Below are 26,204 nucleotides of genomic sequence, written 5' to 3'. Positions count from 1 at the left end.
AATTCAGCACAATTACGTCCTACTGCCCTATAGTTAAACAGGCTGCCGGTATGCCGGCAGTCCGTTCGTCGTTTCGCTAGCGCGTCCTGATAGTTGAGTTTCCAGTGCAAATCAGACTGGCAATACGGTGATTAGCTCGTCTCCAAAGATTTCGCCGTTGTCACGGAATCCGGGCTTTCATAAAGCTTTTTGTCGGGCAAGTTATCTGCCTTATAAGAAATCCAGCAGTAATGTGCAAGCCCGGCCGGAAAGGTCGTGTAAATTCCAAGGTTTTTTTCATGGCTTCCCGACCGTAGCCCCGGTTCTGGTGGTGCTTGTCGATCATCAGTCGCACGATGCAATAGCTGTCGTGGCGATTGACGGGAGGTCGTATCCGGTGATTCCATAAGTAAGCATAACAAAACCGACCGGCTGCCATCCAAGTAAATGGCTAACGGAAATGGATGTCCCCCATTGGTTGCAAGGACATAGCACGAATATACTATCATGTATCCATGGCTTTTTTAGGGGTATCCTTTTTGACATATTGGCAATTGGTTAATCGGGACATAATTGTGCAGATTTTTTCGTTAACGTAATCTCCGTTTGTTAAACGAAGAAAAAGCGATGGATATCCACCGCTGCGCTCTTGTGTCCGTTAGCTCAATCACTTATCGGACACCTGAATTGGTATGACACCATCATGATTATCGTTTAGCACATAAACTGTCCATACTGAAGCAGTCGGGTCGTACTTAACTTCTTTGACCACATTAAAATGAGATTTCTTAATCTCAAGCGAGGAAATCGCCTGATTAACGGCCTCCGCTTCAAACAACTTGGTTCCTTCTGATTGGGAATCAGAAATAACGGAAACACGCTCTGCCTTACCTTGGGCAGGGTACGACTCCTCTAGCTTTCCTCCCTCTGCCCACACTTCTACTTTCATTCCGACATTAATATTGGATGGCGACTCATCAAACCAAATCGCGGGATAATAATTTTTTGGACCTCCTGTGGAGCTGTAATCTTTAACATCGGGGGAAACCACAAGGATACGGTCTCCGTCGATTTTAACGACATACCCTATGAATCCTTTATCCTGCGTTGTAGAAGCAGTTGTCGAGGTACCTTCAACAGTGCTTTTTGTACTATTATCTTGTTTCACTCCGCAAGCAGAAAGCAACAGTACAACAACGGAAATCAAGAATATTATTTTTAAACGCATGGTTCATTCCTCCTCGTTGTCGGAACACCTTGATAACCTTCATCATCGAACCTCTGTTGTTTGAAATATTCTACACGCCGTCTCGGAACATCAGTTGTGATTAATACTGCGTCATTTATGAAGAACCTTTCACAGGTGACACACTTCAAATGATCTTCGTGAAATGATTAAGCCTGTGTAGGACTAATTGATATTACATCGTTTCCTTCAAATATTACCTTTATTAAATCATCTTTTATGATGTCAACATCTTTAACTATTTGGTTGATTAGCCGCACAGGGCGTCTCGGTAGTCAACATTCTCTTTACTATATTCCACGCCGTTCAATGTTACCGATGCTAAAGCATAAGCCGTTAAACACGCATCATTTTTATCACAGTGAAAACCAAACTGAACATAATCCCGAACAAATGTCACTGAGTGCATCTCGGCTCCGATAAATATGTCTTCTATTGCCATCGTCATTACCCCTCTGACCGTTTAAACATATTTATTCGCGAAAGTGCAAACAAATCCTTTAGCTGAGCGAAGGGGCTACCACGTGGCAGCCCCTTTGGAGTTGAAATATCGTACCCGTCCCTCGGTTTAGTTTAACAACATTCGTGCTATCTAACATTTATCATGCTAATATGGGTCCGCCCTTAACAGCATCATTACAGCGATCACATCTATAATCACCACAATGTGTTATCATAGGATTATTCCTTATGGCATTTTCTGAAATCTTTAGCATTGAATTTACATCAAGTACATTCCATTCACTTTGGCCAACTTTAACTTTTTTAGTAACTGGCATAAGAACATCCTGTAATTTAATAAAACCCTCGGAGCATCCGCCAACCTCAACCTCAATTGTTAAACCTTTAGAATCTTTAGCCCATCGTCTAAACAAATTTCTTCCTGCCATTTGCTCCGCTAAGTGAATTAATGTCAAACGGTTAAAATTAACACCCATAAGAACAACATATCCACCAAGTTCAGCAATGGCTTTTAATGGTGCATATACATTTAACGGAGCTTGTTTCGATATCAATTCTTCTGCATATGACCCAATTGCAGTAAATGAATTTAATGGGTGATTACCTCGTAGTCGATTTTTCAACCTTAGTATTGTTTTGGGAATAGCACCCATCTCTATATCTACTTCATTGCTCGTTGGAGAATAAATATAATTCATTTCTTTGGAATTGTCGTTAGTTAACCAACTATAGTCACCGCAACCATTTTGGGATGGTCTTAGATGTTCTGGTGGGAATACACTAAAGGCATCTGAAAATGTAGGTACAAGTAAAGTACATTCTTCATTTAAGAAACCTTGAACAATTGTTTCTGCTCCTCCATCAATCCATCCAAATGAAGAGAGTGAAGAATGAACACAAACTGGTTTTTTATTTATTCCTAAGTCTATTAGGACTTTTCCAATATCACTTTTTGAAACTGACATGAACATCCATCACCCCAATTAACGATCGTTCTAATCCATTTTTTGAATTGTCACTGTTCTGTAATCACGTGTTTTCAAAACTCTTATTGGCAAATGTTTGTTTAAGTCCATCAATTATATATGAATAGTTTACCACACACTTTTTGGAAAGTACGTTTATAAACTATATTATACTGCCCGTTGAGCTGCCGTGCGGCAGCCCCTTTCGCATTCACTATCGTATCCGTCCCTCGGTTTAGCTCAGTCAAAAGATGCTGCAAAAAGACTAAATATTTCGTTCCTCATACTCAAAGGGTTCTTCACACGAGTAAATTTCATGGAAAAATCCCATATACGGGATATCGTCTTCCAGGCATTTTATGCGATACGACAACTCCTCATCACACTCCGGCTCTTCGCCGTTGTTCCGCATTACCTCGAATGCATCTACAATACCTTCCATGAGGTTTACTTGGATAAATAAGGGCAATTTTTCTAGCATTGAATCTTCGATCCTGGTCTCAGATTTGTATCCCTCGAGGGCTGTTTTAAAATAATCATCCATAAACTTTTTCCGTTTGCCGGCATCTGGTTCAAATTGTATCCAGCCCACTCCGTTTGTCCAGAGACTGGCCAAGTCAAACATATACCAACAGTAACAAGAATTATCGAAATCATAAACGGTTATTTGCCCGTTATCAAAATCTATCGAATAATTCCCATCATTGTAATCAAAATGGATCATACCGAAAGACTCACGGTTCCTGTCCAATTCCTCTAAGGTTTTAAGGAGATCTAACAGCTTCTCCATCAGCAGAGGTAACGAACCGGGAATGAGTTTGTCGATATATTCAGCATTGTATTTGTCAAAAAAACTATACCGGCGATGGACAGGAGTATATCCTTTCGATATTTGGTGTAGCTTCCCCAGGACTTTACCGCAGTTATAATAATATTCGGTAATTGGAGCTCCTTCCCGGTACCGAAAATTATTTTCCACAAGCATTTTTCCCTTGGCCTTTTTAAACAGGCAGATAAAAAAGGTATGATTATTATGAGTTATTTCTTCTAGCAAATTCCCCTTCAGGGAGTTGACTACATCCGAAACACTTCCGCCATGATTGAATAAATACCTGACATACTCAAGTTCACCTAGAAAATCTTCCCGGCTTCTGTCATTTAAGAAGGCGATTCTAAGTATTTTTGCATCGGTGCCCTCTTTCTCACATGTATAAACGACATTACGCCCTCCATTATGTGCCTTAACCGGCATGATTTCATAGCCTTCTAATCCGTACAACTCTGATACTAATGTAAGTAAATATGCATCACTGATTTTAATAACCTCATTATAATTTATAATATCTCCTCCAGTTAAAATTCTTGCAACTCTTCCCACACCGAAATTACCACAGAAGAAGCCTAAAAATGAAAAGTCCTTCTGTGGACTTAAATGATAACCACCTTGTTTAACATTAATAGATCACTCCTTTCAGCTATTTCCGCCTTATATTTTACCTAAAAATGCCATTCAAATTCTAGGGGAAACTTTCTGTATAATAAAATTCAACTTTTAACCTTCTCGAGCTACCTGGCCGAAGCGCAGGGGATTTTTTATGTCTCGCAGGCTACACCATCACTTATCAAGACCTAATTTTAAGAAAGTCAAATGAAATAAAGGGTTTAATTATAGTGTCCCTTTTAGCTGTGAAAAGGCTGCCATGTGGCAACCCTTCCTTTATCCAAGAACGCAACTTACCAGCATAGAAAGAGCGTTCATCTGGATCGGACTCAGAACCCTTTGTCAGATAAAGTTGATCATTCACATATCTAGGGTAAACATGGAGATGATAATGCCACACGTCTTGATTGCCAGCAGGCTCATTATGTTGCCGCGTAGAAATCCCATCACATCATATGTACTTTTCATTGCAAACGCTGTAAGCTGAGCCGCGCGGTGAATTACAACAGCGTAATCCGCTGGGAGTTTTTTGTTCCCTGATTAGGTCGCTCGATACCCGAAACACGACAAAATGGACATTCGTATCCTTCGGGCTTATGTGAAAATGATGCTGTCATCTTTCTCATTCAACTCCTTTCATATTTCTCCAACCAGCTAATAGTTCTTCATAGCTCAACATTCACAAAAATGGTAAAAAACTGCATGATCTATGCTGTCATAATTATTGAGCAATGATTCAATAAGAGTTACATAATCAGACGCCTTATATAATCCATCTTGTCGACCCTTATACTCCCAATAATAGGATTGACCTACTCGTAGTTTATCAACTGAACTCATCTTTTCCCAATCATTCCAAGTAACCTGTGCAAGCTCACTCCTGGAATAGGGTTGAACAATATACCCCCTAATCAAATTCGCATTCAATACTAGGTAAATTGCCAGTATAGACGCCAATAATAGTAAAAGCAATTTATTATTTGAATAAATTTTTTTTAGATTGCCCCGCGCTTTTTGAAAACCGATATAACATGCCCAGTTGAAAACTATAATCATAATGATTGCTATTACTGTTAATGGTCCGAAGTAAATAGCTTCAGTAATAAATGGACCATTTCCCCAGAAACCCGTTAATCCTCCAAAGACGAAACGGTTGAGAAGATAATATAACACGAAAATCAAAGCGCAATTTCCAATGAGTGGTGTTAACATAAATTTTAATTTGTTAATCAAATATTAGCCCCCTGTTCTCTTCAAATATAAATGAAGCATAAAATATTTGACACAGGAGAACTTTGGTAAAACCAATATCATTACACTATGCTGCCCCGAAGAAGCTTGAGTATGAAATGAGCGGCTTCGGGCAGAGGTTGTTTTCTTAAAAAAAGTTACAGGAATTGCAAAGGGGGCGAGCTTAAGCGGGCATAGGCAAGGCAAGTGTATGAGGTCATCCGGTCGGTTCACGAGCAACAGGGGTTCAGCTTAAAGCTGTTGTCTAAGCTCGCAAAGGTAGCGCGTCCAGTTATTAAAAAATGGTTAGCGCAGCGAGGCTGCCGTTAAGATATTAAAAAAAAGGCCCGGATAACCGGACCTTATCGTTGGATATGAGTCTAAGCCGACAGAGCTTCCAGCTGAAGTCGCGGGGCGTTCAACAATTGGATCCACTTTTTGACAGCCATGACGAGAATGATAATGCCTAACACAAGCATCACTATAGATAAGACGGCATTAAGGATGCTGAAACCGGCCGCCGACGGATTGAGATAGACGTTCTTCACCATCCAGTAACCTGCATAATTAACCGTGACAAACAGGTAGGCAAGCGGTATGAGACAGGTCAGCATATAACGGCGCTTATCGGCGATATTCAGGATTACGGTTGCACCAATGATCAATCCTATCGAGGCCATCAGTTGATTGGAAACACCGAACAAAGCCCATACCGAGCCGATATCGCCGGAAAAAAGCAGATAGCCCCACATCAGACACGCAAGCGCGCTGGCAAAAATATTGCCCGGGACCCAGTCCACCCGTTTCAACGGCTTGTAAACTTCACCGAAGAAATCCTGGATGAGATAACGGGCGACGCGGGTTCCCGCATCAATTGCTGTTAAAATGAAAACGGCTTCGAACATAATGACGAATTGGAAGAAATATGGTGCCAGATGGCTGAACCAAGGGATTTTCGTAAAGATATACGTCATTCCGACCGCAAGTGTGACCGCTCCGCCTGTACGGCCTTCCAGACTCAGGCCGATTTCTTGGCTGAGATGCGGCAAATTGACGACATTCATACCTAACGTTTGAAATACAGCGGGTGTGGAGTTGATGGCAAAATAATCTGCAGGCTGAAGCGAGGTAGCCGCTATTAAAGCCATAATGCCGACGACGCATTCGACCAGCATGGCACCGAAGCCGACCACTTTAATATCGGTCCAGCGGTTCATCATTTTCGGCGTTGTCCCCGACCCGACAAAAGCGTGAAAGCCGGAGATCGCGCCGCAGGCGATCGTAATCGAAATAAAAGGCCAGACTGGACCCGCAATAATCGGCCCGCCGCCATTAACGAACTGCGTCACGGCAGGGAATGGAATGCCGGGATTAATAACAAACACGCCTATAATCAGAGCGATGAATACGCCGATCTTCATAAAGCTGCTCAAATAGTCGCGCGGAGCGAGCAGCAGCCAGACGGGAAGCGCCGCCGCAAAAAAAGCGTACGCAGGCAAAATTACGGCTAATGTCTTCGTATCAAAGGTTAGCCACTCTCCAATAACGGTATGTTGAATGGAAGGGCCGGCAAAAACGCCGACCATGAGAAGAATAAAGCCGATCGTCGAAGCTAATTTCAGGTTACCTGTTTTCTTATAAAATAGGCCTACACCCATCGCAATCGGGATCGTAATTCCGACGGCGAACGTTCCCCAGGGGTTGTTCTCCAGCGCATGCAGCACGACCATCGATAATCCCGCCATCGTAATCGTGATGATGAACAGCATCGCGAGACCGGTACAGAAACCCGCAACGGGACCAAGCTCGTCCTTCGCTACCTCAGACAACGACTTGCCATTCTTGCGCATGGAGGCGAACAGGACAACTGCATCGTGAACCGCTCCTCCAATAACCGCCCCGATCAAGAGCCAGAGCAAGCCGGGCAGATAGCCGAACTGCGCAGCGAGTATCGGGCCGACAAGCGGACCGGCGGCCGCAATGGCGGCAAAGTGGTGTCCGAAGGTGACCCATTTATTGGTCGGAACATAATCCTTCCCGTCGTTTAACGTGTGGGCCGGAGTTGGGCTCGCATCGCTGAGCTTCAGTACTTTGGCCGCTATAAATGTGCCGTATAACCGATATGCAATCATGAGAATACAGATCGATCCTATCACTATTGTAACCGCATTCATTCGTATGACCTCCCAAAGGATTTAATTAAATCCATCATACATAATGAAAGGCCGTTTATTAGGTTTTCAGGACAGAACGCAAAGGTTTAAGAGTGAACGGCAATAATCGCGGCCCGAGCTGCAAGCGGTTACACCGATCTAAAATTAAAATCCGATAAGCTGCTTGAGCTCCTTCATGTGCGTCCGGCTGACAGGCACCTTTGACCCGTCCTTCATAATCAGATTATACGTAGAATGGAACCATGGCTGTATTTCAACAATTCCGTCGAGGTTGACGAGAAATGCGCGATGAACGCGAACAATCGGACTGTTATGCAGCTTCTGCTCGAAGGTAACAAGCGAATCGCTAACTGTATACTGCGCATCTTCCGTTACAATGACCGTCTTCCCTTCAACTGAGCTGATGTACAATATTCTGCAAATATTCACTAATAAAATACGGTCTTGGGCGGTTATTGCCAGTTTATCGGTCTGCTCGCGCGGCACGAACTTCTGAAGCGCTTTTAAAGGTTGACTTCCGTCACGCAGACCATTCAGCTTGCACAGCTTCTCCACCGTTTGCTGAATGCGGTACTCATCGAAAGGCTTGAGGATGTAGTCAACTGCCTCCAACTCGAAAGCCTTCAAGGCATATTCGTCATATGCTGTCGCGAATACAATTTCGGGTCTGCGGTCAAAGCTTAGCAGCTGCTTCGCCAAATCCAGGCCGCTGCCTTCGGCAAGCTGAATATCCAGAAACACCACATCAGGCATCAGCTGCCCAATCTGCGCATAGGCATCCTCCATATTTTCGGCTTCCCCCGCCACATCCACCCGCTTCGTCCGGCGAAGAATGTACGTCAATTCATCTCTGGCGAGCGGTTCATCATCAACGATCAAAGCCCTCAGCATGCTGAATTCCTCCCATGACATAATGTAAAGGTACGACAATTGCGATCCTGGTGCCTGCGTTCCATTTGCTTTCGATATGAAAGGCCGCTTCGCCCCCGTAGATTTCTTCTATCCGCGTGCGGATATTGAACAAGGCCGTCCCCGTTCCCTCCGCCGATTTGACGGTTTGTTTGCCAAGCCAGCCAAGCTGTTCCGCAGGTATCCCTCTTCCGTTATCCTCCGTGACCAGAATCATTTGATCACCCTCTTGGTAAGCCCGGACCGTGACTTGTCCCTTTTCTCTTCCTTTGGATTTGGAAAAGGCGTGACGAACGGCATTCTCCACTAATGGCTGCAGGGTAAACGGTGGAATTAGCACATCCTCGAGCGATGGATCAATGTCGAGGCACACCGTATATTTATCCGGAAAACGCGCCTTTTCCAAAGATAAATAGGCACCTACATGCTCGAGCTCCTTATGAAGCGGAATGAGCATTTGACGCGCCCCTTGCAGGTTGCTGCGAAAAAATACGCTTAATTGCAGCAGCAGTTTTCTTGCTTTCTCCGAATCGGTACGGCATAGCGCAGATATGGTGTTAATGGCGTTAAACAGGAAATGGGGATGAATCTGTGCCTGCAGCGCTTTTATCTCGGCATCCTTGAGCAGCCTGCCCTGAAGCTCGGCATCCGCTAGTTCCAGCTGAGTGGAAAACAGCTTGCTCAGACCTTCAGCCAGCTCCTGTTCCACCCTATCCATCTGAGCCGGGTTGGAAAAATACAGCTTTAATGTCCCGACCGTCTTATGGTGAACCTTAAGCGGAAGCACAATCGCAGCCTGCAAAGGGCAGTTTGGCTCAAAGCATTGAATCTTCTCCCGCGATCTCGCCTTCAGGATTCGTCCTTGCTCGAGAACATTTTTCGTTAATTGGGTTGATAGGCTTTGCAGCGGAATGTGATGGTCGGAGCCTGCTCCGACGTGCGCCAATACCTGGCTCTGATTCGTAATGGCGATGGCGGCCGCATTCGTCCATTTCAGAATAACCGCCGCCGCTTCCCGGCATGAATGCGCATTCAGTCCTTGCCGGAAAAAAGGCAGCGTCTGATCTGCAATATACAGCGCTTTGTGGGTCTGCAGCGCACGTGTGCGCTCCTCCTCCTGGAGAATGGATTGAACGATTAACATAAAGAGCAGCGTACCGAAGCCGTTGATAAGAACCATCGGAATGCCGATAATCCGGACCAGATCCAGAGCAGCATCATACGGTTTGGCGAAGATAACGATGACCAGCATCTGAATGCATTCCATCAGAATACCGATCGCTACCGCCCGCATAGGCGTGTTTTTACCGCTCTTACGCAGGTACACACCAATGATACCGGTTGCAATTCCGGCCAATATCGTGGAGATGCAGCAAGCGACAGCCGTAAATCCGCCCAGTGTCAGCCGGTGCAGGCCGGCTATCATACCGACGCCAAACCCGACCAGTGGCCCCCCCAGCAGACCGCCGAGTGCAACCCCCAGCACTCTCGTATTGGCAAGAGCGCTCTCATAGCTGACATCTGTCTGCCACACCTGCGGTAAAATCAAACCATTGCGGATTTCGATCCCCGTATAGTTGCTGATGATGCCGAAGGCTCCGAATATGGCGATCATCAGCATTTTTTCTTTCAGGCCATGCTCATTATGAATAATTTGACGGAAGGACCGCATTCTCGAGAGCAGAAAAACGACAATCAGGAGAATACCGACCCGCTCCAGCATTAATGGCAATAAATTAATCATCCATTCACCTGCTCGCTATTTGTCCTCTTATATTCATCATACAAAAAAAAGGCCTTCATAAGAAGACCTTGGGAGAACCTGTATAGCATTGCGCTGCAGAAGATGATCATATAAGGGGAAAAAAGGACACAATCAGTTTGCACTGACGGTCACTCAAGGTGCTTTGTGAACGTTTTTCCGTCAATTTTATAAAAGGGCCTTTGTTTGTCAAACACCAAGCTGACAGATTTTTCACGGTACCTGACCGTAAAGCTCCCTTCTTGTTTTGCACTTATGGATGCATTCGCAAGACATCCGTCTATCCACTCGATGTCGACTTCAAACCCGCCGCGTGCCCGCAACCCCCGAACGCTTCCTTGCTTCCATGCCGCAGGCAGAGCCGGAAGCAGATTTATTTCGCCGGCATGACTTTGCAGGAGCATTTCTGCGATGCCTGCAGTCCCGCCAAAATTACCGTCGATTTGAAATGGGGGATGATTGCAGAACAAATTAGGTAAAGTAGAAGTTCGAAGCAGCTCCATTACGTTATCGTAAGCAAGCTCCGATTCTTCCAATCTCGCCCACATGTTAATAATCCACGCCCGGCTCCAGCCGGTGTGGCCGCCGCCGTGCATAAGCCTGCGTTCAAGCGTTCGTTTGGCGGCCGCGGCAAGCTCCGGGGAACGGGAGACGTCAATCTGCGAGCCGGGATGGAGCGCGAACAGATGCGAGATGTGCCGATGACCCGGTTCAAGCTCCTCGTAGTCGACGCTCCATTCCTGAATTTGACCGTGTTTGCCGACTGCGGGCTGTGGAATACGCTCAAGCGTCTTCTTCAACGTCTCGGCGAATTCGCTGTCCGTTTGCAGGATATCCGCACTCTTCACACAGTTCTGGAACAGCTCCCGAATGATCTGGCTGTCCATGGAAGGGCCGAAGCACAACGCTCCCGTTTCCCCGTTCGGAAGGAAGTATCTGTTTTCCGGCGAGGAGGACGGACAAGTGACGAGCTGTCCCTGCGGGTCTTCCACCAGATAATCCAGTACGAATTGCGCCGCTTCCTTCATTGTTCCATAAACCCCGCGGAGAAACGCTTCGTCTCTTCCGAACTCATAATGATCCCACAAATGCAGGCAAAGCCAGGCGGCCCCCATCGTCCAGAAGGTGGACGTTATGCAAACGTCCTGCGGAGCCGTATCCGCCCATATATCCGTATTATGATGAGCCACGAAACCGCGGCACCCGTACATCACAGCTGCCGTTTCCCGCCCGCGGACCCGCAGCCTTTCGGTCATATCGAACAAGGGGCGGTGACATTCCGCCAAATTGCACATTTCGGCCGGCCAGTAATTCATTTGCGTATTAATATTGATCGTATATTTGCTGTCCCAAATCGGCAGCATGTCCTGATTCCAGATACCCTGAAGATTGGCCGGCAGCGATCCAAGGCGACTGCTCGAGATGAGCAGATACCGGCCGAATTGGAAGTATAAGCGGGCAAGCCCGGCATCCTCGTTTCCTTCCCGGACTCGTTCCAACCGTCTGTCGATCGGGATATCCGCGAGCGCCGCTTCGGTCTCGCAGCCTTGAAGCATTAAGCTGACACGGCCGAATAAGGACCGGTAATCTTCAACGTGCTTCGCGCGAAGCGACTCGTAAGATTGAGAAGCAGCCTTATCAAGCCGTCGAACGCACTCGGATTCCATATGCTCTTTCGAAATCCTGAAGTCCGTGCATGCGGAGAAAAGAATGGTCACTGCATCCGCCTGCTCAACTTGAAGCTGCCGGCCGGTACTAGTACGCCTGCCTCCCTCCGTCAGCACTCTCACCGCACAGCAGAAACGAATGCCTTCCTCGCCGCCGCTTCGGCCGCGAATAATGAGGTCGCCGGCCTCATTCGTCCCGATCCGGTCCAAATTAGCGTGAAACCCTACCGGATGCTTTAAAATATCCGACCAAGGCGTAGGCTCCAATACAGCCCCACGGCCAAAAAGCATGGAGAACGTAATACTTCCCGGCTTGTCGGCGGTTAGACGGATTGCCATCACTTGATCCGGAAAACTCGAGAAATATTCCCGTTCATGGGAAACATCGTCGACGTTATATTGTACACGTGCGACGCCTTGATCAAGGTCTAATTCCCGGCGATACCGCTTCGCTTCCTCCGTAGCGGAACCAAAATCCAAATACAGGTCGCCGAGCGGTTCATAATGCCGCTGCCCGTCCGGCACTCCGATCAATGACCTCGACGCTAATTCCTCCGCTTCCTGAATTCGGCCGGCGAACACCAGCCTGCGGATTTCGTTTAAATGCTTGAAGGCGTCCGGGTTGTTCCTGTTCATCGGGCCTCCGTACCATAAGCTGTCCTCGTTCAGCTGAATACGCTCGACTTCGCCCTTGCCAAAAACCATCCCGCCCAACGTTCCGTTTCCGATCGGGAAGGCCTCCTCCCAACGGGCGGCAGGCTTATCAAACCACACCTTCAAATCATTCAATTTCGCGTCCTCCTCTTTCTCTCTGTATCCCATTAATTCTTGCATTAATCCGCTTTTCCTTCCGAAAAAACGAAAAAAAACCACATCACCCTGAGGATGCTGTGGTTGATGAATTTATGTTTAATTAAAATTGTTATAAGCTGGTCAAAGGTTGGCAGCCGTGAAAGATGCGATGACTTCTTCAATAAAGATATCTTGCTCTCCAATGTAATAGTTAGAAACATCATCCTGTAAAGCCTTGATTCTTGGGTCGCTGATAAAAATATCCAGAGCTTCCCTGGATTCAAATTACAAATTGAAAATAAAGGAATTCGGAGCGGAAGAGCCGTCTGCCGTAGACAAAACCTTTTTCACCTCGTACTTGGAAGCGCCCTTCTCAAGAACGGTTTTCCTGGACAGTAAGGGAAGATGCGAATTGAAATAATAGGTCTCATCAAATGGGATCTCTCGTTTATAGCAGAAAGTCAATACGATCATGCAATCAACTCCTTAGGGGTTATAATCACATGATAAAGCATGACACCAGTGGTATAGTCAACTGTAATTGCTGCAAACTGATCCGTTACCCCTTGACCGCTCCCATCGTTAAGCCCTGCACTAATTGCTTCTGGGTAAACCAACCCAGAACGACGGACGGCAGCACGGCGGTAGTCGCCACTGCGGACATTTTCCCCCAGAACAGCCCTTCTTGAGTCATAAAGGAAGCCATAAACACCGGCATTGTCGCGGAATTGGTGTAGGTCAGAGTTACGGCGAGCAGAAACTCGTTCCAAGCAAAGACAAAACAAAGCAGTCCGGTGGCAATGACTCCCGGCCTGACCAAGGGAAGCGTTACTTTAAAGAAACCCTGCAGTCCTGTTGCTCCGTCGACTTGGGTTGATTCTGATATTCCAATCAAAGAGCTAATATCCGACATAGGTAATGTCGGATATTCGTTATCGGCATTATTCGAGTATCTGTTCGGCCGTACTTGGGAACGCTGCAGCGAGGATGCCAGACATTTGTGGCAGGTGCTCTGCTTTTTTGGCAGGCCTGCCTCGGAGGAGAGCTGGGGGGCAGCGGCAGGCTTGGATGGCCGACGCTTTTTCTTGGCTGCGGAACAATTGCGGGGCTGTGCTCTTATAGAGACAGAAAGAGTAGAAGGACATTTGCATTATCGGGCTCATCGGACCGTATTGGCATATGGAGAGCAATATTTATCCGAGAACAAAACGTTTGAATCTGAAGCCCGTCAGAGGTGGAGTCAATATTACATTAACTATTTGGACACCTATCTTAAGCGGAATAAGCCTGAGGCGTCTTATTGGAATTGCCTCCTGGGGCGCGATCTTGAAGAAGTTAAACGGGAATGGCCGAATATAACCAAGCTGATGGAGTGGGCAAGCGCCGAAGAGGATGCGGAGCTGTTGATTCAGTTGATGCTGCGGCTAAGTCATTTCCTAAGCCGGGTTAGCCTCCCCATGCGAATTGAATATGGGCTCAAAGCCGCCCGCGCCGCTTTGTCCTTTAATAGAGAAACGCTCAGCGCTTTATTTCTGATCGATACGGCTGGCTGGGCATTGCTCGAAATCGGATTACTGGATGAAGGGCTGCATCGTATCGAGGGCGGCCTCCGGGTACTGGAGAACCTTGATCCGCACGATCCGGAGGTCCAGGGTTTAAAAGTTCTGGGACTCACTTTCAAAGCGAAATATTACTTGAAAACATTCCAGAGAGAGAAGGCCGCGGAGATTCTGGAGCAATCACGCGACCTATATTGTACGCCTCTGATTAAACACCGCTTACTGCTCGTTCGAGGCGATCTGTATTTGTTTAACGGTGAGTTTAGCGATGCCCTGCTTTGTTATGAACAGGCAAACGAGGTCAGTAAGTCATATGGCGGCGAAAAGACGATAGAAGCCTACTTCAACTTGGGAGTATCTTATATCAAATGCGGTGAGTATGAAAAGGCTGAATCGGCGTTTGACCAAATCCTTTACAATAGAACGAAAGCCAATCAGATCGAGCTTATCTATTATCAGTATGGCTTGGCGCAATTGCTGCATCGCAAAGGTAACCACGCTGAGGCATTGAAGCTCACAAAAAAAACGCTTGCTATAATCGACTCCTGGGAGAGAACGATTTGGGTGCGTGAGGAAGTGGAACGATTTCATGCACTATTAACGGATGCTGTTAAAGTTGCGGAGAAGGCTTGAATAGGGTGAAATTCGGTTGGATCCCCCTGCGCTTCAATCTCGCGTCGCAATTCCCCCGAATGGAGATGATCGCAGGGGGAGATGGGCTTCAAGATTACTTCACCGGTACATTAATAGTGCGATACTTTTCCACCTCCGAAGTGAGCTTGTAGTTGTTGTCCGCCGCCAGATTCATAAACTTCCGCAGCAGGTTCAGGTAAGGGCTGTTCCCGTTCTTTGTATACTGCAGCAGAGCAGTGTATCCCTTGATGGCGTTCGGCTGCATCTTTTTGCTCTCGTAGTCGAAGAGCGGCGTATTGTTCGTCCCGTAAAAGGTATAGATCTTATACCTGTCGAACAGGCTTCTTACTTGGACCGTGCGGTTGGAATTCGGAAACTGCTGCACGAACCGCTCTTGAGTAAGGGCACGGTTGACAAGCTCCTGGTAACCGATGACGAGTCCGGCATCCTTGACGCTTGCCTTATTCGATTCGACCGTCATGATGTCAATGTAAGCCTGGATGTCGTCTGTTACATAAGGGCGAAATTTCTGAAAGGCTGCATAATTGATAACTGGAAAAAAATAGCCCTCAGCCGTCTCGAGCTTATATCCGCTTGCGTCCGCTTCCTTCAGCAGCGACTTAAGGGAGCTGTCTTTCGAGCGACTCATGACATCACTGAAGCTGTCTCCGAATTTGTAAACTTTGTTTATGCTCTCCTGTACCGATGTTTTGGCGAATTGCTGATCCATTGACGGAAGCGCTTTTTTCACGGCATTTTCCAGTTGCAGCACCATGATCATAGCCGGATAAGATGATACTTCTCCGATGTGAGCGGATAGATAAGCAATCGCTTCAGGCAGCCGGCCTTTCTTAAGCAGCGCTTCATAGTGGGCGGTCATCTTGGCGGAATCGGCATCGCCCAACGCCGAGTTTACTGTCATAGATGCCGCGGACTTACCGGCGTAAGCACTTGCGGCTGCTGTGATTTCTGCTTGTATTGAAAATGTCAGCGCTGCAAGAACAGCCAGAGTAACAGTCTTTGATTTGCGCGGCAATATAGTTTTCATAAGATTTCCCTCCATGTCGTTTTGGCTCGTTGTCTCTATAACGAATCTTACCCGATTAATGTTTCCGGGAAATATCATCTTCTCTCGGACTGTGCAAAAATCATCTCATAAACAGGTTGAACTCATTACTGATCTTCGTCATTTGAGACAAAAATAAAGCTGCTGTTCAACTTGGAGCGGAAGGGACTTGGCCGCAATGGCTTGATATCCTCGAGTTTATACCTACATATATCATTCAAGTAGTATACAGAATCTGATTTAATATTTTCCTGTTTACGAATGATGAGCTCACCTATATATTTAGCTTTGGTAGATATATATAACCATTAAGTAAAAAAATATGGTGATGATACCCAATCTATCATTAATGGTAATTATTCACGCGTTTTTGGTGCAATTGCCTCGGATAGTGATAAAATATGGGGTTACGGTAGTGTATCTGCTGATCCTATTCCTTATGGCAATGACAAAACAAAATGCTCATACTGGGATCATGCGGCATAGGAGGAAAAGACTAAGATGTTCAGTAAAAAAACAAAACTACTTATTGGAACGTTGTCATTAGCTGTGGTTATAACCACAATAACGGTTATTTCATTTAACCAAAGCGATACCTCATCAAATAAAGTAAGTGCGGATAATATAAACCGTCCTGAAAAAATATCAATTAATTCCTTAGGTCATGTTGGTTCTGGAAAAGTACCAGATAAAATTAATATAAAAGTTGATTTTACAAAACCAGAGAATTTTAAAGTTTATAAAATAAAAAAACCTCAACTACAGAAATCAGATATTGAAAATATTGCTAAAAACTTAGGCGTTGTAGATGAAATAAAGGAAGACGACAAAAAATACCATGCTAAATCAGTTGATAAAAATTTAATTATTGATAAATTAACAGGTTCAATCACCTATACAACGAAAGAATGGGAAAACGAATCAGAGCCACTGAAAAATATGAACTCTGAACAAGAGTACAGAAAACTTGCGGAAGATTTTCTATTAGAAAAGGGCTTAATGAAAAAGGACGCCATATTTTCTGGAATAAAGGTTGACACTAGGGGGATTTATAACCCAGCTACTGATAAATACGATGAAATGCCGTATCAAGTTGGAGTGGAGTTTAGAAGAGATTTGGATGGCGTAACTTGGACTGGTACAGGCCCGAAACTGACAGTATACTTTTATGGTTCAGGTGTAGTTGCAGTCAAAAGTGTTTGGAGAGAAGCAGAAGAAAAAGAAGTGGGGGCTTACCCCGTAATTGAATTAGCAGATGCAGTTATTAAATTAAAAGAAGGAAACGGTCTTGTATTTACCAAAGATGAGAGTGCTTCCGAGGTCGATATCACTAAAATTGAATTAGTGTATTATCACGATTCATTGGGAGTTGAACAAGAGTATGCAACTCCGTATTACTTATTGACGGGAGAAGGCGTTAATGCCGTGGTTAGTGCGTTGCCAGACAATGTTGTTGAATTCAAAAACCATGAGATGACGAATTCTAGCAATATTGTACCCGACAAGAAACAATAACAAGTACTTGAATCCGTGACTAACCCCCGATTTTAACGGCACGCTCACGCGCTTGCCCCGCCTCTTTTAACCCGCAAAACCTTAGACACGCCGTACCTTCGCTTATACCGTCCACTGCCCGGTCTAAGTCGCGCTGTTTTTCGCGAGGTCCACTCGTGAGCTGATACCGTACGTCATACAATAGGCCCGAATCATGCCACCTCGAGCCGAATCGATCTTAATATTCTTTTAATGGCATTCTACGTTTTATAACTCAATCTCATTTCCGCCACAACCGGAAAGTGGTCGCTCGGGAACCTGCCCCCCTGGTGATCGTTCACTATACGAATGGAGTCGACTTGGATGCCGCCACGCGTAATAACCCAATCGATCCGCCAGGTCGGGCCTTTTCCCAGTGGATCCTTGAAGTCATTGAAGCTTCCGAGATCTTCCCCGCCGCGTTCCGCAGCTGAATTCCACGTATCGGTGAAGCCGCCTTGATGGAGTATACGAGATGGCTCTGAATCGGGACCGACGTTGAAATCGCCGGTAATCAGGACAGGCAGCGCCTTATCGAACTCCCCGGCTCGCTCCGCCAGTAACGCAGCGCCTTTGATTCGAGCTTCCTCTGAGAGATGGTCCATATGCGTATTGCACATGTAGAATTGCAACCCGCTGCCGAGCTCCCGAAACCGTCCCCATGTGACCATTCGAGGCGCTTCGTGGTTCCAGGTCGTCGAACCGATCATTCCCGGCGTGTCAGACAGCCAATAGTGATCATACTCCAGAACGTCGAAGCGGTCTCTTCTGTAGAAGATCGCAGAATACTCCCCCCGGCTTCCGCCGTTTCGTCCTAAGCCGATATATTCGTAATCCGGCAATATCGACAGCATATCCTTGATTTGACTGTAGTAACACTCCTGAGTTCCGATCAAATCGGGAATCTCACGCTGAAGCAGCTCCCGAATTAGCGGCAGCCGTTCCTCCCAGGAATTGGGGGAGAGGTCCGTCGCATGCCTTACATTAAACGTCATGACTCTGAGCCCGGAAGTCCGTGTAGACATTCTTAATCTCAGTCCTTTCCTTTACTCTCGAATTATGCCGTCCCGGCCGCTATTCGTGCAACAGAACCGCGGCCGTCTGCTCGGTTGTAAGAAGAACATGCAGCAGCCCGCCTTGTAGGGCACCCAGTATAGCTTCGCGCTTATGTAAACCGTACGCTATTCCGATGCGCAAACCAATGCTCATGAAATCTTCCGCAGAAGCGCCGACCACCCTCGTGCTCAGCTCTTGGAAAGAGAAGCGGCCGGTTTTATTATAAAAATGAAAGATGACGTCTCCGACGCTTTTCTCTGACAGTATCGGACCGGTCAGTCCGGGCACGAGGCCTGAAGTAATAATCGTCGCATTATCGCTGGAATCGCCAACTCCGACAATGATAGCCGAGACATTGCGAATCTCTGCCATCAGTTCTTGAATGCTCGGTTCCTCAAGGAAGCCGATTCTGCTGTCCTCGTTCAATGCGATAGCCGGCGCCGGGAATAACAGCGGCTTCCCCCGCAGCCCCTGGCTCCACATTTGGATGACGGAAGCGGCGGGTACCAGCTCTTCCTTGGCGCCGGACCCTCCGGTTAGCTGCACGATCTTCAACCCCGGCCGCGGATCGGCCAAGTGCAGCTGCGTTCCGACCGCATACAACGTTCTTCCCCAGCCGAGACCGATTGCGCCTTGAGTCGGCAGTATCGAATTCAGGTACTGACCCGCCAAATACTCGAACGAATAAGCCGAATCATCCTGACGGAAAACGGCGCAATCCTTGAGGCCATACTTCCGGTTGAGGCGCTTCTCCATTGCGGAGAGACGGCAATTTTCGATATCTGAGTGAATATGAAACTGTATAATGCCTTTTTCCTTGGCTTCCTGGAGAAATCGTGCAACCGACGACCTTCCAACCGCCAGCCGTTCGGATATCTCCTGCTGATTCATCCCGAGTACGTAATACATTCGGGCAATACGCTCCAGAAAGCTGTCCCTTGATAGCTGCTCATAATTCGCCGTCTTATGCATGATCTCTCCATTGTGAATATAAAGCGGCTTGCTTTTCACAGCTGCTTTATTATCGATGTTATTTTAAAACCTTGTCTCCTTTTTCGGCCGCTTCGGCCATTGCTTTTTCCGGGGTTACGGAGGAATCGACCACCGTCCGCGCAAATTGATCTTCAAAAATCTTCTGCACTTCCGGGAAGTTGGTCACCATCGGACGATGAACCGCATACTGCAGCTGGTCGACCGCTACTTTAAACTGCGGCTTCTCCGCATACAATTTCTTCATTTCATCGCTTTCCAATGCCGAAGTGCGGCTCGGTAAATAACCGGTGAAGGAGCTTGCGTAAATCGCCTGTTCCTTCTCCGTCATCCACTTGATGAATTTCCACGCGGCTTCTTTCTTCTCCTCGGAAAGTCCGCTGATCATGACCAGGTTGCATCCGCCTGTCGGCACGCCGTAACTTTTGTTCGCCGGCATGAACGTGTTGTTCAGTTCAAAACTGGATTCCTCGGCGATCTGCATCAATTTGGTCAAATCGGCCGTTGAACTGAAAAACATGCCTGACCTCTGATTTTGAAAGTCGGTTCTGGCTTGCGGGCCTGCATCGTCCGTCGTTAAAATCTTCAGAATGCCTTCTTCCTTCATTTTCAGCCAAAACTTCAACGGTTCGATGGCTTCCGGCGTATTGAAGGCAGTCTTCGTTCCGTCATCGGACAACAGCTTCCCGCCGCTTTGAATGACGAGAGCTTCATAGAACCACAATCCATTCGTCATCGTCATACCGACGCGCTTGCCGGGAACAGTCATTTTACGCGCATATTCCTCGAATTCCTTCCAGTTCTTCGGCCCTGCAGGGTCGAGGCCCGCTTCCTTCGCAATTGTCGTATTGATGTATAAAATCGGTGTGCTTCTCAAATAAGGAAGCGCATAAAGCTTGCCGTCCACATAAGAATTCCCCATCAAACCCGGCACAAAATCGCCCAGATCCACATTATCCCGCTTTGCCAGCTCAGTCATATCCTGCGTCATGCCGTTTCTCGCGAACAAGGCGACCGTACTGATTTCGTTCTGCGTGACTTCAGGCGCGCTGCCTGCCGCGAATGCCGCTTGAACTTTGGAGTGAAGATCGTTGTAGTTGCCTTGAAACGCCGCCGTGACATGCACTTCCGACTGCGATTCGTTGAACTGCTTAACCAAATTTTCGTTGTTTTCCGCGATTTTATCGCCGTTCGCATACCAATACTGAATTTCGACCGGCTTCTTGTCGGTATTCGCAGCCGTCGGTGCCGGTGCGGCGCTGCCGGGCTCCCCGCCCTGCACGGCTTCCGACCCGGAGCCGCCGCTTCCGCCTCCGCATCCTGCCAAAGACAAGGCTGCAGCGCAGACGAGAATGAATGGTTTAAGCTTCTTCATTAGAATAAAACCTCCAAATTTATATTTCTGCTATTTGACGCCGGAGTAAACAAACGCTTGAATGATTTGCCGCTGTGCGAAGAAGAAGACGATCAGGATAGGGATCACAAGGATCATATTCCCTGCCATCACGACATTCCAGGCCGTTCCGCCTTCGACCTCACGGATCATATAAATGCCGATCGGCAGCGTACGCGCTTCGTTCGATGTGGTCATGACAAGCGGCCAGAAATAATCGTTCCAATGCGCGATAAAGCTGAACAAAGCGAACGTTACGAGAGTCGGCTTCGCCATCGGCACCATCAGCTTCCAGATCATTTTCCACTCCCCGGCCTGATCGAGCCTGGCCGCCTCAAGCAGCTCCTCGGGAACCTGCCTGAACGTTTGCCGCAGGAGGAAAATTCCGAACGCGCTCGTGGCAAACGGCAGTATAAGCGCAAGCTGGGTATTAATGAGCCCCCACTTGCTGAGCATCAGATAAACAGGCAGAAAGATGAGCTGAGACGGGATCATTAGCGTGACCATCGTCAGTCCGAACAGGAAGCCGTCTCCGCGGAACCTGTAGCGCGCAAAGGCGTAGGCGGCAGGAATGATCGTCAGAAACTGCAGTACCAAGATTCCGATCGACACGACGACACTGTTTGTTAAAAAATGCAGAAACGGCCCTGAATTCCATGCATCGGCGAAATTCCCCCACTGAAAATCCTTCGGTATCCAGACGGGAGGGAATACATTCGTCTCCGACAGCGATTTGACTGAAGTTGACACCATCCATACGAACGGAATCGCAAAGGCCGACAGAAGGAGCAGCAGGCCGGCGCTGTGAATCGTTCGAACCGATATCCGTTTGACGTTCATGCCAACAGCTCCTAAGAGTTTTTTGCGACTTCCATGCTAAGCTCCAGCGCAGGATCGCAGGAAACTCACATCGGAAGCATACGCTATCTGTAATGAACTTTACGGCTTAACAGTTTGAAATAGAGAATCGTAAGCAAGCCTACTACAATAAGCAAAATAGCGCCTGCCGATGATGCGTAACCGATTTTGAAAAACCGGAAGCCGTATTCGTAGATATAGAACACCAGGGTGCTCGTCGAATTAACCGGTCCCCCGCCCGTCATAATTGCAATCGTCTCAAAGACCTGAAACGAGCCGATGAGATTCGTAATGATCAAGAAGAACAATGTCGGTGATAGCATCGGAAGAGTCAGCCTGTAGAACGTTCTCCACCTGCTGGCATCGTCCAAAGCGGCCGCTTCATAGATTTGGCTGGAAATACTCTGTAAACCGGCAATGAACACCAAAGTGTTAAAGCCGACACTCTTCCATACCGCAACGATTACAAGCGAGAAGAGTGATGTCTTCGGATCACCGAGCCATTGCAGCTCCGGCAAACCGATGCTCCCAAGAAGCCAGTTGAGTAAACCGTATTGGGGATCCATCAGCCACATCCAAAGCATCGATACGGAAACGAGCGATATGATATGCGGACTGAAGATAAGTCCCTGCATTATACTGTACAGCCTTCCCTGCCGGTTGACCCATAGCGCAATCAGCAATGCCAGCGCAATCGTCAGCGAAACCGTGAACAGCGTGTACGAGAACGTATTGCGAATTACTTGCAGGAATTCGCTGTCACTGAACAAATCCTTGAAATTGTCCGTACCGACGAACGTTTTGTCCGGAGAAATAAAATTCCACTTATGCATGCTTAGATAGATCATGTAGAAAATCGGATAAATGAAGAAAAATAAGAAAATGAGAACGGAAGGCGCAACCATCGCATAAGGCCGAATCCGGGCGTAAAAGCTCATTATTTCGTTCCTCCCGCAACGAGTGCGGGCACAGACGGTTCGGGCCAAGCTTCCGTCCTCTCGCCTTGGTTGTTAAAATAATGCAGCTTGGAATAAGGAACCGCTATCAGCACGTCGGCTGCTTGCTCAGCGGGCTCAAGAAACCTTTTCACAAAGAATGTCCCTGCCGCATGCCGTAATCTGTACACGATTTCGGAACCGAGCATTTCTCTCGATACGATCTGAGCAGTCAAATGGAGGCAGTCTGATTTCTTATCTGTCGCAAATACAGCATGTTCCGGCCGAAATCCGACGAATCCAGTCTCGCTGCCGTTTATCAAACGCAATTCCGGCAGTGCATGCCTTCCCATCACGTTCATCGGAGGGGAACCGATAAACTGGGCGGAGAACAGGTTCGACGGTTTATCGTAAATGCTCATCGGCGAATCGAACTGTTGAATCATACCGCGGTCCATAATAACGATATGGTCGCCCATGGACATTGCTTCCACCTGGTCATGAGTCACGTAGACAAACGTCGTACCAAGACGTTCGTGCAGTTGGACCAATTCCGTGCGCATTTGATTGCGCAGCTTGGCATCCAGGTTGGATAACGGCTCGTCCATCAGGAAAACGGCCGGCTGCTTCACCATCGCCCTCGCCAGCGCCACCCTCTGCCGCTGCCCGCCCGATAAGGTTTGAGGTTTTTTGTCCAAATAGTAGGTAAGACCGACAATTTCCGATATTTCCTCGATGAGCCGGTTTCGCTCGGCTTTCGGCACTTTACGGTTGATCAGGCCGAATTCGATATTTCCTCTGACCGTCATCGTCGGATAAAGCGCATAATTTTGAAAGACCATCGCAACGTTGCGTTTGCCGGGCTCCACCCCGTTCATGGAGGTTTCACCGATAAGGATTTCACCCTCCGTCTGCGTCTCCAGTCCGGCAATCATACGCAGGGTCGTCGACTTTCCGCAGCCGGAAGGTCCGACGAGCACCGTAAAGGAGCCGTCCAAGATCGTCAGGTTCAGGTCGCGGACAACCAAGTCGGAACCGTATTGTTTGCTTATTCCTTTCAAGGTAATATGCGCCATTCTCACCCTCTCCTCCCTCGTATGTCAGACTAATCATTTGCTCAATTTCGGACAATTGCTTGCCGAAAACCATGCTAGCACACAAGATTTCCGGGGTAAATACATTTACCAACTCTTCAAGTTGGTGGAAATTCCGACTTCAAGAAAGAGGTCGAAAAACAGCAAAAAAGCCCGCAGGTACGGCACCTGCAGACTTTTTACCCAGAACCTTATTATTAATGTTTCATGAAATCGAGATTCCGCATTTACAATTCGCAGACGTTTACGACCTATGATGATCAGGACTCTTGAGAAATTAATTCATAGAGGTCTCTTACACCGCATCCGATGGTATCGGCGATCGATATGGCAACTTGAAGGGGCATGACTCTTTTATTTTCCATGAAGTCGGTTATCCGTTCCGTCTTATATAATAAAGCCCGGGCCAGTTCTTCACTGGTCATGCCGGATTCGTGCAATCGTTCGCCCAGCAAGCATCGGCCAAGTTCAAATTTCATACTATGGCACCTCCACATTATGAATTTACATCTGCACCTTCAGACTCCGTGACTTTTCCTGCGAAGACGGAGCGTAAGAAGCACCATAGTCAGGATAATAGATGCCGCCCCAAAGAAGGACAGAACCCGGATATCATTAGCAAGCGTCTCGTACCGGCCTGTCGATATGATTGAGCGATAGCCTTCAATGGTATACGTAATCGGCAGAAACGCATGGACCATTTGCAGTGAACGCGGCACCAGCTCGACGGGAAAAGTGCCGGAGGTGGCCGATAGTTGCAGGACAAGCAGAATGACCGCAGCGAACCTCCCCGCATTATCCCCGGCTGTCACCAGAAACTGAATAAACGACATGAATACGAGACTGGTGAAGAGTGAGAACAACACAAAATACAGCAAACTTGTCGGCTCCAGACCTACTACCTGAGTGACGATAACAGTCATGATAAGCACTTGTCCGGTCGAAACAAGAGCCAACACACTGTATTTGGAGAGGCCCCATACAATTCCTGAAGGAGGCGGACTTGCCGTTGTTCGAAGCGGATAAACCGTACTGAGCAGCAGCGCTCCGACATAGAGACTAACGGAGAGGAAAAAAGGGGCCATACCCGTACCATAGTTAGGCAGCTTGTTTACCCACTCCTCCTTCACCCGAACGGGGTTGGCTATCATATCGTACAGAGCTTGCGAAGCGTGAAGCCGGTTCAATCGGCCCGCTCCATCCGCTAGCGAATCGCTTAATCTGCCGCTTCCGGCAGCCAGCTTTGCTTCTCCTTCCGATAGGCCTTCAAGGCCTGCAACGAGACTATCCCACCCTACTCTTAACTCATGGACTGCTGACGCGAGCGAATGGGTTCCTCTACTTAATTCGGCAGCTTCTTGGGGGAACTGCTTCAGCCTATCGGCGATTTGAGCGATGCCAGACTCCATCTCCGGTTTATTGCGTATTCCGGCGATTGCAGCGTTCAAGCCTTCCGTGGACTGATTCAATTGGGCAGCACCATTCGCAACCGCCAGGGCATCGGACGATAGCCCTGCAAAATTTCGGTCATTCCCGGCTTCGGGGTGCTCGCTAATATACCGCATAAGCCCATCGTTCAAGCTTTGAGAGGTTACTGAAATTTGCTTCAGTCCCTGTTCCAGCTGCCTGCCGCTGAATTCGGCGGATTCCAGCAAGGGCTTCAGCCCGGCCGCCGTCTGCGATAACCCTGCTGCTAAATTCGAAAAATCGGCTGCTAATTTCCCCACTGCCAGATCCAGTTCGGCTGCCCCACGGTCCAACTGGCTGAGCGCAGCTTGTTTAGCCTTCACTCCTTCAAGCATCTGCGACGTGCCGGTCTCAAGCCGGTGCAGTCCTTGATTCAGCTGGCTAGCGCCTTTACTAGCCTGCTCCATACCCTCCTTCAGCGGCTCCAGATCATGAAAGATCATCTCGGCGTAATTCTTGCTTAGACGGTCCGATAGCTCCTGACGAATTTGTTCAACCCCTGTCTGTCCGATTTTCGCAACGGCAAAGTTGAGGCCTTCATTCGTCTTCACGGTCAACTCCAGAGGCGTCGGCCTATTGGCCGTTAGCGTCGCGGCCCGCTCGGAGAAGTCCTCCGGAATCATGATGCTGAAATAGTAGTCATTGTTAACAAGTCCAAGGTCGGCCTGCTTACGGTCAACGAAGTCCCATGCAAAAGAGCGGTCCCTCTTGAATTCATTAACCAACCCATTTCCAATCGCATATGTCTTGTCCTCATAGGAGAATGGAAGGTCCTCGTTAACGACAGCGACGGGAATTCTCTCAATATGAGCATATGGATCCCAGAACGCCCAGAGATATACCCCGCTGTAGAGAACGGGAATGAACATGACGCCGATTAAGGATAAATACGTCTTGGGAGAACGAAGAACGGTCTTCCATTCCGAGGCAAGCCATGAGAAGGGGTTCATAATAGACTCCTTTGGATGCAATTTCCGATGATGGTAAGGTTTA

Annotated in this window: 22 protein-coding genes and 1 pseudogene; 2 read left to right on the top strand and 21 right to left on the bottom strand. The window is 47.6% G+C overall.

Annotated elements, in window-relative coordinates; translation table 11 throughout:
* Window positions 1-111: 111 nt before the first annotated feature.
* The 12 genes and pseudogenes from KZ483_RS28435 to KZ483_RS09845 form a co-directional block, all read right to left on the bottom strand.
* Window positions 112-482: pseudogene (locus KZ483_RS28435) on the bottom strand (GNAT family N-acetyltransferase); the annotation flags it as partial.
* 164 nt (window positions 483-646) lie between these two features.
* Complete coding sequence (locus KZ483_RS09895; protein ID WP_220352488.1) at window positions 647-1,207, bottom strand: YobA family protein; 561 nt, start codon at window positions 1,205-1,207, stop codon at window positions 647-649.
* 268 nt (window positions 1,208-1,475) lie between these two features.
* Window positions 1,476-1,667, bottom strand: a complete 192-nt coding sequence (locus KZ483_RS09890) for a hypothetical protein (RefSeq protein WP_220352486.1) — start codon at window positions 1,665-1,667, stop codon at window positions 1,476-1,478.
* A gap of 160 nt (window positions 1,668-1,827) precedes the next feature.
* Window positions 1,828-2,652: an AAC(3) family N-acetyltransferase gene (locus KZ483_RS09885; RefSeq protein WP_220352485.1), complete on the bottom strand. Its 825-nt coding sequence runs from the start codon at window positions 2,650-2,652 to the stop codon at window positions 1,828-1,830.
* 265 nt (window positions 2,653-2,917) lie between these two features.
* Window positions 2,918-4,030 (bottom strand): phosphotransferase enzyme family protein, encoded by a 1,113-nt coding sequence (locus KZ483_RS09880; protein ID WP_258881624.1) that lies wholly within the window; start codon window positions 4,028-4,030, stop codon window positions 2,918-2,920.
* Between the two features lie 735 nt (window positions 4,031-4,765).
* The gene (locus KZ483_RS09875) at window positions 4,766-5,326 is read right to left on the bottom strand and encodes a hypothetical protein (protein ID WP_220352484.1); all 561 of its coding nucleotides are present in this window, start codon (window positions 5,324-5,326) and stop codon (window positions 4,766-4,768) included.
* A 377-nt stretch (window positions 5,327-5,703) separates the two neighbouring features.
* Window positions 5,704-7,497, bottom strand: coding sequence for a carbon starvation protein CstA (gene cstA, locus KZ483_RS09870; RefSeq protein WP_220352483.1), 1,794 nt, complete (start codon window positions 7,495-7,497; stop codon window positions 5,704-5,706).
* Window positions 7,498-7,641: 144 nt separating this feature from the next.
* Window positions 7,642-8,388: a LytR/AlgR family response regulator transcription factor gene (locus KZ483_RS09865; protein ID WP_220352482.1), complete on the bottom strand. Its 747-nt coding sequence runs from the start codon at window positions 8,386-8,388 to the stop codon at window positions 7,642-7,644.
* Window positions 8,366-10,150: a sensor histidine kinase gene (locus KZ483_RS09860; RefSeq protein ID WP_220352481.1), complete on the bottom strand. Its 1,785-nt coding sequence runs from the start codon at window positions 10,148-10,150 to the stop codon at window positions 8,366-8,368. Before KZ483_RS09860 ends, KZ483_RS09865 begins: the two co-directional genes overlap by 23 nt.
* A 149-nt stretch (window positions 10,151-10,299) precedes the next feature.
* Window positions 10,300-12,669, bottom strand: coding sequence for a glycoside hydrolase family 95 protein (locus KZ483_RS09855; protein WP_258881623.1), 2,370 nt, complete (start codon window positions 12,667-12,669; stop codon window positions 10,300-10,302).
* A 243-nt stretch (window positions 12,670-12,912) separates the two neighbouring features.
* Complete coding sequence (locus tag KZ483_RS09850) at window positions 12,913-13,101, bottom strand: EthD domain-containing protein (protein ID WP_220352479.1); 189 nt, start codon at window positions 13,099-13,101, stop codon at window positions 12,913-12,915.
* Window positions 13,102-13,186: 85 nt separating this feature from the next.
* A complete protein-coding gene (locus KZ483_RS09845; protein WP_258881622.1) occupies window positions 13,187-13,522 on the bottom strand; it encodes an ABC transporter permease subunit in 336 nt (111 codons plus the stop codon).
* Between the two features lie 190 nt (window positions 13,523-13,712).
* Between KZ483_RS09845 and KZ483_RS09840 the strand changes: the two genes are divergently transcribed.
* Window positions 13,713-14,819: a tetratricopeptide repeat protein gene (locus tag KZ483_RS09840; protein WP_258881621.1), complete on the top strand. Its 1,107-nt coding sequence runs from the start codon at window positions 13,713-13,715 to the stop codon at window positions 14,817-14,819.
* 94 nt (window positions 14,820-14,913) lie between these two features.
* Here the strand turns inward: KZ483_RS09840 and KZ483_RS09835 are convergent, their stop codons facing one another.
* Window positions 14,914-15,867 carry a hypothetical protein gene (locus KZ483_RS09835; protein WP_220352476.1) on the bottom strand — a complete coding sequence of 318 codons (954 nt, stop codon included), beginning with the start codon at window positions 15,865-15,867 and terminating at the stop codon, window positions 14,914-14,916.
* 519 nt (window positions 15,868-16,386) lie between these two features.
* Here KZ483_RS09835 and KZ483_RS09830 point away from each other — a divergent pair.
* On the top strand, window positions 16,387-17,400 hold the full coding sequence (locus KZ483_RS09830) for a hypothetical protein (protein WP_220352475.1): 1,014 nt from the start codon (window positions 16,387-16,389) through the stop codon (window positions 17,398-17,400).
* Between the two features lie 239 nt (window positions 17,401-17,639).
* Here KZ483_RS09830 and KZ483_RS09825 read toward each other — a convergent pair whose 3' ends face one another.
* From KZ483_RS09825 to KZ483_RS09790, 8 genes are all read right to left on the bottom strand, one after another.
* Window positions 17,640-18,443, bottom strand: coding sequence for an endonuclease/exonuclease/phosphatase family protein (locus KZ483_RS09825; protein WP_220352474.1), 804 nt, complete (start codon window positions 18,441-18,443; stop codon window positions 17,640-17,642).
* A 49-nt stretch (window positions 18,444-18,492) separates the two neighbouring features.
* The gene (locus KZ483_RS09820) at window positions 18,493-19,446 is read right to left on the bottom strand and encodes a sugar-binding transcriptional regulator (protein WP_220352473.1); all 954 of its coding nucleotides are present in this window, start codon (window positions 19,444-19,446) and stop codon (window positions 18,493-18,495) included.
* 58 nt (window positions 19,447-19,504) lie between these two features.
* Window positions 19,505-20,839 carry an ABC transporter substrate-binding protein gene (locus KZ483_RS09815; protein ID WP_220352472.1) on the bottom strand — a complete coding sequence of 445 codons (1,335 nt, stop codon included), beginning with the start codon at window positions 20,837-20,839 and terminating at the stop codon, window positions 19,505-19,507.
* Between the two features lie 30 nt (window positions 20,840-20,869).
* Window positions 20,870-21,697 carry a carbohydrate ABC transporter permease gene (locus tag KZ483_RS09810; protein ID WP_220352471.1) on the bottom strand — a complete coding sequence of 276 codons (828 nt, stop codon included), beginning with the start codon at window positions 21,695-21,697 and terminating at the stop codon, window positions 20,870-20,872.
* Window positions 21,698-21,780: 83 nt separating this feature from the next.
* A complete protein-coding gene (locus tag KZ483_RS09805) occupies window positions 21,781-22,653 on the bottom strand; it encodes a carbohydrate ABC transporter permease (protein ID WP_220352470.1) in 873 nt (290 codons plus the stop codon).
* The gene (locus KZ483_RS09800) at window positions 22,653-23,726 is read right to left on the bottom strand and encodes an ABC transporter ATP-binding protein (RefSeq protein ID WP_220352469.1); all 1,074 of its coding nucleotides are present in this window, start codon (window positions 23,724-23,726) and stop codon (window positions 22,653-22,655) included. The genes KZ483_RS09805 and KZ483_RS09800 overlap by 1 nt, the downstream gene beginning before the upstream one ends.
* 278 nt (window positions 23,727-24,004) lie before the next feature.
* Complete coding sequence (locus tag KZ483_RS09795) at window positions 24,005-24,223, bottom strand: helix-turn-helix domain-containing protein (protein ID WP_220352467.1); 219 nt, start codon at window positions 24,221-24,223, stop codon at window positions 24,005-24,007.
* Between the two features lie 39 nt (window positions 24,224-24,262).
* Window positions 24,263-26,161: a YhgE/Pip domain-containing protein gene (locus tag KZ483_RS09790; protein ID WP_220352466.1), complete on the bottom strand. Its 1,899-nt coding sequence runs from the start codon at window positions 26,159-26,161 to the stop codon at window positions 24,263-24,265.
* Window positions 26,162-26,204: the final 43 nt, after the last annotated feature.

Origin of the sequence: Paenibacillus sp. sptzw28 (assembly GCF_019550795.1) — a bacterium.
GTDB lineage: Bacteria > Bacillota > Bacilli > Paenibacillales > Paenibacillaceae > Paenibacillus_Z.
Note: the sequence above shows the minus strand (reverse complement) of the source record. Positions and strands in the feature narration are given on the sequence as shown.